This window comes from Streptomyces sp. NPDC058246 (assembly GCF_042881985.1).
Classification (GTDB): domain Bacteria; phylum Actinomycetota; class Actinomycetes; order Streptomycetales; family Streptomycetaceae; genus Streptomyces.
Genome location: NZ_JBHVWZ010000016.1, coordinates 171401 through 184741 on the forward strand (window position 1 = coordinate 171401; position 13341 = coordinate 184741).

Annotated in this window: 11 protein-coding genes and 1 riboswitch; of the genes, 10 read left to right on the plus strand and 1 reads right to left on the minus strand. The window is 69.5% G+C overall.

The features are described from left to right. Nucleotides 1-104: 104 nt before the first annotated feature. From shc to ACFVXA_RS23835, 8 genes are all read left to right on the plus strand, one after another. The gene (gene shc, locus ACFVXA_RS23800; RefSeq protein WP_384395837.1) at nt 105-2108 is read left to right on the plus strand and encodes a squalene--hopene cyclase; all 2004 of its coding nucleotides are present in this window, start codon (nt 105-107) and stop codon (nt 2106-2108) included. Next, nucleotides 2108-2749: a 1-hydroxy-2-methyl-2-butenyl 4-diphosphate reductase gene (locus tag ACFVXA_RS23805; RefSeq protein ID WP_362020254.1), complete on the plus strand. Its 642-nt coding sequence runs from the start codon at nt 2108-2110 to the stop codon at nt 2747-2749. Before shc ends, ACFVXA_RS23805 begins: the two co-directional genes overlap by 1 nt. A gap of 5 nt (nt 2750-2754) precedes the next feature. Continuing rightward, nucleotides 2755-3777, plus strand: coding sequence for an adenosyl-hopene transferase HpnH (hpnH, locus tag ACFVXA_RS23810; RefSeq protein ID WP_362020257.1), 1023 nt, complete (start codon nt 2755-2757; stop codon nt 3775-3777). A gap of 4 nt (nt 3778-3781) precedes the next feature. Then, complete coding sequence (ispG, locus tag ACFVXA_RS23815; protein WP_390026415.1) at nt 3782-4939, plus strand: flavodoxin-dependent (E)-4-hydroxy-3-methylbut-2-enyl-diphosphate synthase; 1158 nt, start codon at nt 3782-3784, stop codon at nt 4937-4939. Between the two features lie 27 nt (nt 4940-4966). After that, the gene (dxs, locus tag ACFVXA_RS23820) at nt 4967-6901 is read left to right on the plus strand and encodes a 1-deoxy-D-xylulose-5-phosphate synthase (protein ID WP_390026417.1); all 1935 of its coding nucleotides are present in this window, start codon (nt 4967-4969) and stop codon (nt 6899-6901) included. Beyond that, nucleotides 6898-8298 (plus strand): aspartate aminotransferase family protein, encoded by a 1401-nt coding sequence (locus ACFVXA_RS23825; protein ID WP_383746726.1) that lies wholly within the window; start codon nt 6898-6900, stop codon nt 8296-8298. The genes dxs and ACFVXA_RS23825 overlap by 4 nt, the downstream gene beginning before the upstream one ends. A gap of 102 nt (nt 8299-8400) precedes the next feature. Beyond that, complete coding sequence (locus tag ACFVXA_RS23830) at nt 8401-9054, plus strand: helix-turn-helix domain-containing protein (protein ID WP_390026419.1); 654 nt, start codon at nt 8401-8403, stop codon at nt 9052-9054. A gap of 32 nt (nt 9055-9086) precedes the next feature. Beyond that, nucleotides 9087-9203 carry a DUF6126 family protein gene (locus ACFVXA_RS23835; protein ID WP_362020463.1) on the plus strand — a complete coding sequence of 39 codons (117 nt, stop codon included), beginning with the start codon at nt 9087-9089 and terminating at the stop codon, nt 9201-9203. Nucleotides 9204-9218: 15 nt separating this feature from the next. Here the strand turns inward: ACFVXA_RS23835 and ACFVXA_RS23840 are convergent, their stop codons facing one another. Continuing rightward, complete coding sequence (locus ACFVXA_RS23840; protein WP_390026421.1) at nt 9219-10016, minus strand: tyrosine-protein phosphatase; 798 nt, start codon at nt 10014-10016, stop codon at nt 9219-9221. A 708-nt stretch (nt 10017-10724) separates the two neighbouring features. Beyond that, nucleotides 10725-10881, plus strand: a riboswitch (cyclic di-AMP (ydaO/yuaA leader). Nucleotides 10882-10885: 4 nt separating this feature from the next. Between ACFVXA_RS23840 and ACFVXA_RS23845 the strand changes: the two genes are divergently transcribed. Next, entirely contained in the window at nt 10886-11806 is a 921-nt protein-coding gene (locus tag ACFVXA_RS23845) for a peptidoglycan DD-metalloendopeptidase family protein (RefSeq protein WP_390026423.1), read from the plus strand. A 361-nt stretch (nt 11807-12167) separates the two neighbouring features. Next, complete coding sequence (locus tag ACFVXA_RS23850; RefSeq protein WP_384025130.1) at nt 12168-12953, plus strand: SGNH/GDSL hydrolase family protein; 786 nt, start codon at nt 12168-12170, stop codon at nt 12951-12953. Nucleotides 12954-13341: the final 388 nt, after the last annotated feature.

Below are 13341 nucleotides of genomic sequence, written 5' to 3' on the forward strand. Positions count from 1 at the left end.
CCCCAAGCTCTCGATCTCGTTCGAGCGGGGGGATCCGCATCCGAATGAACGCACCGGCCGACGGCGGACCCAGCAGAGACGTACCACTGCACGAAGGGGAAGCCATGACAGCGACGACCGACGGAAGCACCGGGGCCCTGCCGCCCCGCGCTGCCTCGGCCAGCGATACACACCTTGAGACGACTCCCGCGGCGGCCGGGACAGTCGAGACCCGAGAGGCCGCCACGCGCGCGATGGAGCGCGCCACCGATTTCCTGCTGTCGCGGCAGGACGCACAGGGCTGGTGGAAGGGCGACCTCGAGACGAACGTCACGATGGACGCCGAGGATCTGCTCCTCCGTCAGTTCCTGGGTATCCGCGACGAGTCGACCACCCGCGCCGCCGGGCTGTTCATCCGTGGGGAACAGCGCGACGACGGCGCGTGGGCGACCTTCTACGGCGGTCCCGGCGAACTCTCCACCACCATCGAGGCGTACGTCGCCCTGCGGATGGCCGGGGACGCCCCGGACGAACCCCACATGGCGAAGGCGTCGGCGTGGATCCGCGAGCGGGGCGGGATCGCCTCGGCCCGTGTCTTCACCCGGATCTGGCTCGCCCTGTTCGGCTGGTGGAAGTGGGACGACCTGCCCGAACTCCCGCCGGAACTCATCTACTTCCCGAAGTGGATGCCGCTCAACATCTACGACTTCGGCTGCTGGGCGCGGCAGACGATCGTGCCGCTCACCATCGTCTCGGCGAAGCGACCGGTGCGGCCCGCGCCGTTCCCGCTCGACGAGCTGCACACCGACTCCCTTCGGCCCAACCCGGTCAAGCCCCTTGCTCCGGTGGCGAGTTGGGACGGCGTCTTCCAGCGCCTCGACAAGGCGTTGCACCAGTACCGCAAGGTCGCGCCGCGCCGGCTGCGCAAGGCGGCGATGAACACGGCCGCGCGCTGGATCATCGAGCGGCAGGAGAACGACGGCTGCTGGGGAGGCATCCAGCCGCCCGCCGTCTACTCCGTCATCGCCCTGCACCTCCTCGGCTACGACCTCGAACACCCGGTGATGCGCGAGGGGCTGGCGTCGCTGGACCGTTTCGCCGTGTGGCGCGAGGACGGCGCCCGGATGATCGAGGCCTGTCAGTCCCCCGTGTGGGACACCTGCCTGGCGGCCATCGCGCTCGCCGACGCCGGCGTCCCCGCCGACCATCCGCAGCTCGTCAAGGCCGCGGACTGGATGCTCGGCGAGGAGATCGTCCGCCCGGGCGACTGGTCGGTGAAGCGTCCCCAACTGCCGCCGGGCGGCTGGGCGTTCGAGTTTCACAACGACAACTATCCCGACATCGACGACACCGCCGAGGTCGTCCTCGCGCTGCGCCGCGTCAAGCACCACGACCCGGACCGCGTCGAGCACGCCATCGGGCGCGGGGTGCGCTGGAACCTCGGCATGCAGTCCAAGGACGGCGGCTGGGGCGCCTTCGACGTCGACAACACCAGCGCGTTCCCCAACCGGCTGCCGTTCTGCGACTTCGGGGAGGTGATCGACCCGCCGTCCGCCGACGTGACCGCCCATGTGGTGGAGATGCTCGCGGTCGAGGGGCTGTCGCACGACCCGCGCACCCGCCGGGGCATCGAGTGGCTGCTCGCCCACCAGGAGCCGAACGGGTCCTGGTTCGGACGCTGGGGTGTCAACTACGTCTACGGCACGGGGTCGGTGGTGCCCGCCCTGGTCGCCGCCGGCCTGCCCGCCGCGCACCCGGCGATCCGGCGCGCCGTGGCCTGGCTGGAGACCGTGCAGAACGACGACGGGGGCTGGGGCGAGGACCTGCGCTCGTACCACGACGTCGCCGAGTGGAGCGGCCGTGGCGCCTCGACCGCGTCCCAGACGGGATGGGCCCTGCTCGCGCTCCTCGCGGCGGGGGAGCGTGACTCCAAGGCCGTGGAGCGCGGGGTCGCATGGCTCGCGGAGACCCAGCTGGCGGACGGCTCCTGGGACGAGCCGTACTTCACCGGGACCGGGTTCCCGTGGGACTTCTCGATCAACTACCACCTCTACCGTCAGGTCTTCCCGCTCACCGCGCTCGGCCGGTACGTCCACGGCGAGCCCTTCTCCGAGGCCAAGGGGGGTTGATGAGCACTAAGCCCGATCCGGCCCCGCTGCTGATCGCCTGCGCGCTCGGCATCGAGCACCTCGCCCTGCGCACCGGCGACCGCACCGGGGCCGACGGGCCCGTCACCGTGCTGCGTACGGGCATGGGACCCAAGGCGGCCGAGCGCTCGGTCACCCGGGTCCTCGCCGACCCGGCGCTGCGCGAGGCGGCCGTGCTGGCCACGGGGTTCTGCGCGGGGCTCGCCCCGGGCATGCACCCCGGTGACCTGGTCGTCGCCGAGGAGACCCGGGACCCGCGCGGGAACACCCCGTGCGTGGGCACCGATCTGCTGGTCAAGGAACTGGTGCGTGCCGTACCGGGGCGCACCGTGCACACGGGGCCGCTCACCGGCTCCGATCACGTCGTCCGCGGTCACGAACGGTCGGATCTGTTCGCGACGGGCGCCATCGCGGTCGACATGGAATCGGCGTCCACGCTGCTCAGCGCGGTCCGTGCGGGCGCACGCCCGGTTGCGGCCGTCCGGGTGGTCGTGGACGCTCCAGAACATGAACTCGTCCGTATCGGCACAGTGCGCGGTGGAATATCGGCTTTCCGTGTTCTTCGTGCCGTCCTTCCCGCTTTCTTTGAATGGCACCGTTCTTTGCTGCTCCCTCGGAGGTGAGCCAGATGGCCATGCCGCTTCGGCAGTCCATGAAGGTCGCTGCATACCTGTTTGAACAGAAGCTCAGGAAGCGGGACAAGTTCGCCCTGCTCGTCGAGTTGGAACCGCTCTTCGCGTGCAACCTCGCGTGCGAGGGCTGCGGCAAGATCCAGCACCCGGCGGGCGTGCTCAAGCAGCGCATGCCCGTGGCCCAGGCCGTGGGCGCGGTGCTGGAGTCCGGTGCGCCGATGGTGTCGATCGCAGGCGGCGAGCCGCTGATGCACCCGCAGATCGATGAGATCGTGCGGCAGTTGATCGCCAAGAAGAAGTTCGTCTTCCTCTGCACCAACGCCATGCTGATGCGCAAGAAGATGGACAAGTTCAAGCCCTCGCCGTACTTCGCGTGGGCCGTGCACATCGACGGACTGCGCGAGCGGCACGACGAGTCGGTCGCCAAGGAAGGCGTCTTCGACGAGGCGGTCGAGGCGATCAAGGAGGCCAAGCGGCGCGGCTTCCGGGTCACCACCAACTCGACCTTCTTCAACACCGACACCCCGCAGACCATCATCGAGGTCCTCAACTACCTCAATGACGACCTGAAGGTGGACGAGATGATGCTCTCGCCCGCCTACGCCTACGAGAAGGCCCCCGACCAGGAGCACTTCCTCGGTGTCCAGCAGACCCGGGAGCTGTTCAAGAAGGCCTTCGCGGGCGGCAACCGGCGCCGCTGGCGGCTCAACCAGAGCCCGCTCTTCCTGGACTTCCTGGAGGGCAAGGTCGACTTCCCCTGCACCGCGTGGGCGATCCCGAGCTACTCGCTCTTCGGCTGGCAGAAGCCCTGCTACCTGATGAGCGACGGCTACGTGCAGACGTACAAGCAGCTCCTGGAGGAGACCGACTGGGACTCCTACGGCCGCGGCAAGGACGACCGGTGCGCCAACTGCATGGCGCACTGCGGTTACGAGCCGACCGCCGTCCTCGCCACCATGGGCTCCCTCAAGGAGTCGATCCGCGCCGCCCGCGAGACCTTCACGGAAAGCCGCGGGTGACGACATGACCGCCGTTTCCTTGGGCCTCCCCGAGGTGCCGGTCCGACCGATCGCCGAACGCCGAGAGTCGCGGCGGATCCAGGTCGGACCGGTGGCGGTCGGGGGCGGGGCACCCGTGTCGGTGCAGTCGATGACGACGACGCGTACGTCGGACATCGGCGCCACCTTGCAGCAGATCGCGGAACTCACCGCGTCCGGCTGCCAGATCGTCCGCGTCGCCTGCCCCACGCAGGACGACGCGGACGCCCTCGCGACCATCGCCCGCAAGTCGCAGATCCCGGTGATCGCGGACATCCACTTCCAGCCGAAGTACGTCTTCGCGGCGATCGACGCGGGCTGCGCGGCCGTCCGCGTCAACCCCGGCAACATCAAGCAGTTCGACGACAAGGTGAAGGAGATCGCGCGGGCCGCCAGGGAGGCGGGAACTCCGATCCGCATCGGGGTGAACGCCGGCTCGCTCGACCGACGGCTGCTCCAGAAGTACGGCAGGGCGACGCCCGAGGCGCTCGTCGAGTCGGCGCTGTGGGAGGCGTCCCTCTTCGAGGAGCACGGGTTCCGGGACATCAAGATCTCGGTGAAGCACAACGATCCGGTGGTGATGGTCAACGCGTACCGGCAGCTCGCGGCCCAGTGCGACTACCCGCTGCACCTCGGTGTGACGGAAGCCGGTCCCGCCTTCCAGGGGACCATCAAGTCGGCTGTCGCCTTCGGGGCACTGCTCAGCGAGGGCATCGGGGACACCATCCGGGTCTCCCTGAGCGCGCCGCCCGCCGAGGAGGTCAAGGTCGGCATCCAGATCCTGGAGTCGCTCGGGCTGCGGCAGCGGCGCCTGGAGATCGTCTCGTGCCCGTCCTGCGGGCGCGCCCAGGTCGACGTCTACAAGCTGGCCGACGAGGTCACGGCCGGTCTGGAGGGGATGGAGGTCCCGTTGCGCGTCGCGGTCATGGGCTGCGTCGTCAACGGCCCCGGCGAGGCGCGGGAGGCGGACCTGGGGGTCGCCTCCGGCAACGGCAAGGGGCAGATCTTCGTCAAGGGCGAGGTCATCAAGACCGTGCCCGAGTCGAAGATCGTCGAGACCCTCATCGAGGAGGCGATGAAGATCGCCGAACAGATGGAGCACGACGGCGTCGCGTCCGGCGAACCGGCCGTCACCGTGAGTTGATCAGCACGGACCGAGAGGGGGCCCGACGTGACGATTCTGGAGAACATCCGGGGACCACGCGACCTGAAGGCGCTGTCCGAGGCGGAACTCGGTGAACTGGCCGACGAGATACGTGAGTTCCTGGTGCACGCGGTCGCCAGGACCGGTGGTCACCTCGGGCCCAATCTGGGAGTGGTGGAACTCTCCATCGCGCTCCACCGGGCCTTCGAGTCACCGGTCGACCGGATCCTGTGGGACACCGGACACCAGAGTTACGTGCAAAAGCTGCTGACGGGGCGCCAGGACTTCTCCAAGCTGCGCGGCAAGGGCGGCCTCTCCGGCTATCCCTCGCGTGAGGAGTCCGAGCACGACATCATCGAGAACAGCCACGCCTCCACTGCGCTGGGCTGGGCGGACGGGCTCGCCAAAGCCCGTCAGGTGCAGGGGGAGAAGGGCCACGTCGTCGCGGTGATCGGCGACGGCGCGCTGACCGGCGGCATGGCGTGGGAGGCGCTGAACAACATCGCGGCCGCCAAGGACCGACCGCTGATCATCGTCGTCAACGACAACGAACGTTCCTACTCGCCGACCATCGGCGGCCTCGCCAACCACCTCGCGACCCTGCGTACGACGGACGGTTACGAGCAGCTCCTCGCCTGGGGCAAGGACGTACTGCTGCGCACACCGGTCGTCGGGCACACCCTCTACGAGTCGCTGCACGGCGCGAAGAAGGGCTTCAAGGACGCGTTCGCGCCGCAGGGCATGTTCGAGGATCTCGGGCTCAAGTACGTGGGGCCGATCGACGGGCACGACGTGGGCGCCATGGAGTCGGCGCTGCGCCGCGCGAAACGCTTCCACGGCCCGGTCCTGATCCACTGCCTGACGGAGAAGGGGCGTGGGTACGAGCCCGCGCTCGCGCACGAGGAGGACCACTTCCACACCGTGGGCGTGATGGACCCGCTGACCTGCGAGCCGCTCGCACCCTCCAACGGGCCTTCCTGGACCTCGGTGTTCGGGGACGAGATCGTGCGCATCGGCGAGGAGCGCGCGGACGTCGTGGCGATCACGGCGGCCATGCTGCATCCGGTCGGACTGGGGAAGTTCGCCGAGAAGTTCCCCGACCGGGTGTGGGACGTCGGGATCGCCGAGCAGCACGCCACGGTCTCGGCGGCCGGGCTCGCCACCGGTGGCCTGCACCCCGTGGTCGCCGTCTACGCGACCTTCCTCAACCGCGCCTTCGACCAGCTCCTGATGGACGTGGCGCTGCACCGCTGCGGCGTCACCTTCGTCCTGGACCGGGCCGGTGTCACCGGAGTCGACGGGGCGTCACACAACGGCATGTGGGACATGTCGATCCTCCAGGTGGTGCCCGGCCTCAGGATCGCCGCGCCGCGCGACGCCGACCAGCTGCGGGCCCAGTTGCGGGAGGCGGTCGCCGTCGACGACGCGCCGACGCTCGTCCGGTTCCCGAAGGAGTCCGTGGGACCGGCGATTCCGGCGGTCGACCATGTCGGCGGACTGGATGTCCTGCACCGCTCCTCGGAGATCCCGCAGGTCCTCCTGGTGGCCGTCGGTGTCATGGCGCCCGTCTGCCTCCAGGTGGCCGAGCTGCTCGAAGCCCGCGGCATCGGCTGCACCGTCGTCGATCCGCGCTGGGTCAAACCCGTCGACCCCGCGCTGCCCGGCCTCGCCGCCGAGCACCGGCTCGTCGCCGTCGTCGAGGACAACAGCCGGGCGGCCGGCGTCGGCGCGGCGGTCGCGCTGGCGCTCGGAGACGCCGAAGTCGACGTGCCGGTAAGGAGGTTCGGCATCCCGGAGCAGTTCCTCGCACACGCCAAGCGCGGGGAGGTGCTGGCCGACATAGGTCTCACGCCCGTCGAGATCGCCGGGCGGATCAGTGCCGGCCTGGCCGTCAAGGACGAGCTGTCCAAGGTCGCGGACGAGCTGTCCATGGATGAGTTGTCCAAGGAGAAACAGGAATGAACGACCCTGCTCAGAAGCGGGAGTTCGACCTCGGCGCGCTGCTCGCCGAGCGCGGAGCCGAGCGCTACGAGCTGCACAACAAGTACCTGAACCACCAGCTCCCGCGCATGCTGCACACCATCGGCTTCGACAAGGTCTACGAGCGGGCCGAGGGCGCGCACTTCTGGGACGCGGACGGCAACGACTACCTGGACATGCTCGCCGGGTTCGGGGTGATGGGCCTGGGCCGCCATCACCCGGTCGTCCGCCAGGCGCTGCACGACGTCCTGGACGCCTCGCTCGCCGACCTCACCCGCTTCGACTGCCAGCCGCTGCCCGGACTCCTGGCGGAGAAGCTGCTCACCCACAGCCCGCACCTGGACCGGGTGTTCTTCGGCAACAGCGGAACGGAGGCCGTCGAGACCGCGCTGAAGTTCGCCCGGTACGCCACCGGCAGACCGCGGATCCTGTACTGCTCGCACGCCTTCCACGGGCTCACCACCGGCTCGCTCTCCGTGAACGGCGAGGACGGCTTCCGCGACGGCTTCGCCCCGCTGCTGCCCGACACCGCCGTTCCGCTCGGTGACCTGGACGCGCTGGCCCGGGAGCTGAAGAAAGGCGACGTCGCCGCGCTCATCGTCGAGCCCATTCAGGGCAAGGGCGTGCACGAGTCCCCGCCCGGCTATCTGCGCGGCGCCCAGGAGCTGCTCCACCGGCACAAGGCACTGCTCATCGCGGACGAGGTGCAGACCGGCCTCGGGCGGACCGGGGACTTCTACGCCTACCAGCACGAGGACGGTGTCGAGCCGGACCTGGTGTGCGTGGCGAAGGCGCTGTCCGGTGGCTATGTGCCGGTCGGCGCGACCCTCGGCAAGGACTGGATCTTCAAGAAGGTCTACTCGTCGATGGACAGGGTCCTCGTCCACTCGGCGAGCTTCGGCTCGAACGCCCAGGCCATGGCGGCGGGACTGGCCGTGCTCTCCGTGATGGACAGCGAGCAGATCGTGGCCCGCGCCCGGGCCACCGGAGAACAGCTGAAGTCCCGGCTCACGGCGCTCGTCGACAAGTACGAGCTGCTGAGTGACGTACGCGGCCGGGGCCTGATGATCGGGATCGAGTTCGGCCGTCCCAAGTCGCTCAAACTGCGCAGCCGCTGGACGATGCTGCAGGCCGCGCGCAAGGGCCTGTTCGCGCAGATGGTGGTCGTGCCTCTGCTGCAACGGCACCGCATCCTCACTCAGGTCTCCGGCGACCATCTGGAGGTGATCAAGCTGATCCCGCCGCTGGTCATCGGTGAGCCGGACGTCGACCGCTTCGTGGACGCCTTCACCGCCGTGATGGATGACGCGCACAGCGGGGGCGGGCTGATGTGGGACTTCGGGAAGACGCTGGTGAAGCAGGCGGTTGCCAACCGCTGAGTGGTAGGCGGATCCGGGGGCGGGCTCGCGACACGGGTCCGCCCTTTTGTCTCTCAGGCAAGAAATTTGCCCGACAGGCAACTGTGCGGCTCAATAGGAGGCATGAACACCGTTGAGCCGGGGGCGGCCGGTTCGGCGCCCGAGCCCGGGCCGGCCGAGGCACTGCCGTCCGTGGCTCCGCAACTGCGTGAGCTGCGACGCCGTGCCTCGCTGACCCTGGAGACCGCGGCCCGCGCCGCCGGCCTCTCGCCCGCGCATCTCTCGCGCCTTGAGACCGGTCAGCGTCAGCCTTCGCTGCCGATGCTGCTGGCACTCGCCCGTATCTACGGTACGACCGTCTCGGAACTGCTCGGTGAGACGGTCGCCGAGCGGGACGCGATCGTGCGCGGCGCCGACATGGAGCCGACCGCGGCGGGCGGCTGGACGTATGCGCAGGCCGGTGCCCCGGGCCGGGGTATGCAGGCCCTGCGGGTGCACGTCCCGCACGGCTCGCAGGGCGACATCGTGCGCGTGCACCCCGGTGAGGAGTGGCTGTACGTCCTTCGGGGGCGGCTGCGGCTGCGCCTCGGGGACTCCGCGCACGTGCTCACGCCGGGTGACAGCGCGCACTTCGACTCGCTCACCCCGCACCGCATCGCCGCCGCGGATCGTGACGGAGCCGAGCTCCTCTTCGTACACACCCTGCTGCAGAGCCCCACCGCCGCGCTGTGCCTCGGCCCGGCGACGGGGCACCCGACCTCGGGAGAGACATCATGACCGAACCCACGGAACCCGGCACGAGACGGTCCATGGAGGAGCGGTTCCCGCGCTCCCTGTGGGTCCGCCTGATCATCTACATCGCCGTCGGCCACCTCTTCGCGGCCTTCATCTTCCTGCTGTTCACGCTGGGCGGCCAGAATCACTAGACGCCCCCGCGGGGCTCAGTCCAGCAGGCGCTCGCGCAGCCGCTCCCGCAGCTCCGGCGTGATCCGCAGTGCCTGCTCCAGGTAGGCGTCGACGCCGCCCCAGGTCTCCTCGATCGTCTCGAAGGCCGCCGTCAGGTATTCGGCGCGCGCGTCGAACAGCGGACTGAGCAGCTCCATGGCCTCCGGGGAGTAGGCGGAGGCGGAGCTGCTGCTGCGGTGCACCTTGTAGCGGCGGTGCGCCGCGTTCGACTCCAGGTAGTCGGTCACGATCGCGTCGCGCTCGACGCCGAGGGCGAGGAGCGTCACGGCTATCGACAGGCCGGCGCGGTCCTTGCCCGCCGCGCAGTGCATCAGCGCGGGCACGCTGTCCTCGGCCAGGGCGTGCAGTACCTGGGAGTGCTCGGCCGTGCGCTCCTTGACGATCGTGCGGTACGAACCGATCATGCGGTTCGCCGCCTTGCCGTCCGAGAGGAGGGCGCGCAGCTGGTCGAGATCGCCGTCGCGGACCATCTTCCAGAACTCGGCGCCGTCGGCCGGGTCGGTCAGCGGAAGATTCACGTTCCGCACGCCCGGCAGCTCGACGTCCGGGCCCTCCAGCTTCTGGTCCGAGGCATTGCGGAAGTCGAAGACCGTGTGCAGGCCGAGGGAGGCGAGGAACGCCGCGTCCTCCTCGGTGGCGTGCGCCAGGTGGCCGCTGCGGAACAACTGCCCGAACCTCACGCGCCGGCCGTCCACGGTGGGCAGGCCGCCCACGTCCCGGAAATTGCGCACACCGGTCAGCTCGGGCTCGGTCGACGGGACCTGCTGCGTCACTGGGGCTCCTCCCCTTCGGCCGTCGGCGCTGCCGGGCTTCCCTCGGCGGCGCCGGCCGTTCGGCCGCTTGTCTACGGGTTGCGCTCTCGACGATACGACATGGGTACCTGGGGCAATGAGTTGTCCACAGGCGTGACATCTCCGAGGGGCAGCGGGCCGCGCTCGCCCGGCGGGCCGTGCGGTGCGGTACGTCCACGGCGACGAGATCGTCGTCCTCGCCCGGCTCCAGGGCCCAGCGGTTCGGCGAGCCGGTGGCACCGCTTCGGCTGCGCGGACTTGATCCGAAATAGGTGTACGAATCTCGCGAAACGGGCGAATTGCACCGCCCTGCGTTACTGCCATCGTGAGTTGCGGACGGGGTCGTGCGGGGATCTCGATGCGGCAGTTATCCGACTGTGTCGCATGTGACTGTTCTGTCCGAATTAATGCCTTCATTCCAACTGGCCCTGGAATAGAGCACCGTAGGTCGAGGTGCGTGAGGAGCGTCATATTCGTGACCATGCGTTGCGAACCCCTTTTGCCAATCCGCCCGAATTTCCGGGCCGGTTGAAAGGCCGGAAAGATCGTCGATCCACGGAGGGTGACGGGAATTCCGGCATGGATCAAGAAAGGCGCACGCACGAAAAAGCCACATGGTTGGCGAGATGCTCTCATCTCGCTTACGTTCTGCCTCAATCCGGACGGACGCCCAATCCTGCCGCCGCCCGGAATCCGCACTCACCCGCATTCGGCAGGAGCGGGGGACCCGCAGGTACCACGCCTGTTCCGGTCCCCGGAACGGCTAGGGGTATAGCCGCGCAATTGCGTGGCCGGACATCTCCAGTCCGCACCCGACAGCTCACCTCGCAGGCGCCGGAGAGGAATTCGTCATGCCCGCGAAGGGTAAGCACCGCCGTCCCAAGTCCCAGCGTTTCACCCGCTCGATCGCCGTGGCCGGAACCGGTGGCGCCGCGCTCGCGCTGCCGCTGATGGGAGCCACCGGCGCTCACGCCACGACCCCGACGGCCTCCGCCGCGCAGCAGGCCGGGAAGTCCGTGACCGCCTCCCCCGTCGCCGCGAAGAAGGCGGCCGGGACGAAGACCTACGCCGTGCGGGCCGGCGACTGGCTCGCGAAGATCGCCGACGAGCAGAACGTCAGCGGCGGCTGGAAGAAGCTCTACTCCGACAACCGCTCGGCCATCGGCAGCGACCCGTCGCTGATCCACCCGGGTCTCCGGCTGACGCTCGGCGAGAAGGCCGCGTCCGGCGGTGCCACCCGGTCGTCCGCGAAGACGACGACCTCGTCGGCCAAGACCACGACGTCGGACGCCAAGGCCGACACGGCCACCACGGCGGCCACCCCAGCCACGAAGGCCGCCAACACCGCGCCCACCAGCAACGCTTCCGGCTACACCCTGCCGGTCCAGGGCGCCACCGTCGGCACCGGCTACAAGGTGGCGGGCAGCATGTGGTCCAGCGGCTACCACACCGGCGTGGACTTCGTGGTCCCGACCGGCACCACGATCAAGGCCATCGCCGGGGGCACCGTCGTCTCGGCCGGCTGGGGCGGCGCGTACGGCAACCAGGTCGTCATCCAGCACGCCGACGGCCAGTACTCCCAGTACGCCCACATGTCCGCGCTCTCCGTCTCGGCGGGCCAGACCGTGACCGCCGGCCAGCAGATCGGCCTCTCCGGCGCGACCGGCAACGTCACCGGGCCGCACCTGCACTTCGAGGTCCGCACCACGCCGAACTACGGCTCGGACATCGACCCCGTCACGTACCTGCGCTCGCACGGTGTCGCCGTCTGACACCCCTGCTTTTCCCTGCCCTTGCCGGCAGTACTGTCTCCGAAGGCCGGACCCCACGATCCCCGGGGTCCGGCCTTCGGCCTGCCACTGTCAACTCCCCACGCGGACCAGGTACTTGCCCGCTCGACCGGAATCCCGCGCGCCACCAACACTGGCGTGTGGAGCTCCGTCGGGATCGCGGACTCCCCCGTGTAGCGGCTCCGTCAACGCCGCTGATCAGAGAGCTATTCCGGAATTGGACAACACTTTAGGCGTGGCTTATCTCACCATCCGTCAACCCTTCCCTACGGTCGCGTAGCTCACATCGCAAGGTGAATCATGGGCCGATGTGGCAGACGATTCGAAGAGTGACAACAGATCAGTGATCGGGTCGTACGTGGCGGTGGGGGACAGCTTCACCGAGGGCGTCGGCGACCCCGGCCCTGACGGGGCCTTCGTCGGTTGGGCCGACCGGTTCGCGGTGCTTCTCGCCGACCGACGGCCCGAGGGCGACTTCAACTACACCAATCTCGCCGTGCGCGGCAAACTGCTCGACCAGGTCGTCGAGGACCAGCTCCAGCGCGCGAAGGAGCTCGCTCCGGACCTGGTCTCCTTCTGCGCGGGCGGCAACGACATCATCCGGCCCGGCACCGACCCCGACGAGGTCGCGGAGCGCTTCGAGCGTGCCGTCGCCGAACTCAGCTCCGCCGTCGGCACCGTCATGGTGACCACCGGCTTCGACACGCGTGGCGTGCCCGTGCTCAAGCATCTGCGCGGCAAGATCGCCACGTACAACGGCCATGTGCGGGCCATCGCGGACCGGTACGGCTGTCCCGTCCTCGACCTGTGGTCGCTCAGGACGATCCAGGACCGCCGTGCCTGGGACGGCGACCGCCTGCACCTCTCACCCGAGGGCCACACCCGGGTCGCCCTCCGCGCCGGTCAGGTCCTCGGCCTCGACGTACCGGCGGACCCTGACCAGCCCTGGCCGCCGCTGCCGCCGCGCGGCACTTTCGAAGTGCGGCGCGACGACATCCACTGGGCGCGCGAATACCTGGTCCCGTGGATCGGGCGACGGTTGCGCGGAGAGTCGTCGGGCGACCATGTGGCGGCCAAGGGCACCCTTTCACCGGATGACATCAAGACGCGGATCGAGTGGGTGGCTTGAGCTGGGGCTGGGGAGTGGTTGCCTGAGCCGCGGGTGGCTTGAGGCGCGACCTTGGCCCGTCGCGCCGGCTCCAGCCGTGTCACACGAACTCGGCGGCCTGGGCTGAGTCCTCGGCAAGCCGTCGTCGATCTACGGCCTTGACGAGTCGTCCGTCGGATCTACGGCCAAGACGAGTCGTACGTCGGATCTACGGCCTTGACGAGTGGTCCGTCGGACCCACGGCGTCGGCAAGCCGTCCGTCGGATCCACGGCCTCGGCGATTCGTCCGTCCGAGCCACGGCCTCGGGGGGGGGGGCGGGGGGGCGGCGCCATGGCGGGGCGGGGGCGGGGGGCCGCGGCCGGGGGGGCGGCGGCCGGGCCGCCCCGGGGGGGGACCAGCGGGGGCCGC

Excerpts from the sequence above, each read along its gene's own strand:
- shc (WP_384395837.1), top strand. The coding sequence starts at position 105 with ATGACAGCGACGACCGACGGAAGCACCGGGGCCCTGCCGCCCCGCGCT.
- ACFVXA_RS23805 (WP_362020254.1), top strand. The coding sequence starts at position 2,108 with ATGAGCACTAAGCCCGATCCGGCCCCGCTGCTGATCGCCTGCGCGCTC.
- hpnH (WP_362020257.1), top strand. The coding sequence starts at position 2,755 with ATGGCCATGCCGCTTCGGCAGTCCATGAAGGTCGCTGCATACCTGTTT.
- ispG (WP_390026415.1), top strand. The coding sequence starts at position 3,782 with ATGACCGCCGTTTCCTTGGGCCTCCCCGAGGTGCCGGTCCGACCGATC.
- ACFVXA_RS23825 (WP_383746726.1), top strand. The coding sequence starts at position 6,898 with ATGAACGACCCTGCTCAGAAGCGGGAGTTCGACCTCGGCGCGCTGCTC.
- ACFVXA_RS23830 (WP_390026419.1), top strand. The coding sequence starts at position 8,401 with ATGAACACCGTTGAGCCGGGGGCGGCCGGTTCGGCGCCCGAGCCCGGG.
- ACFVXA_RS23835 (WP_362020463.1), top strand. The coding sequence starts at position 9,087 with ATGGAGGAGCGGTTCCCGCGCTCCCTGTGGGTCCGCCTGATCATCTAC.
- ACFVXA_RS23845 (WP_390026423.1), top strand. The coding sequence starts at position 10,886 with ATGCCCGCGAAGGGTAAGCACCGCCGTCCCAAGTCCCAGCGTTTCACC.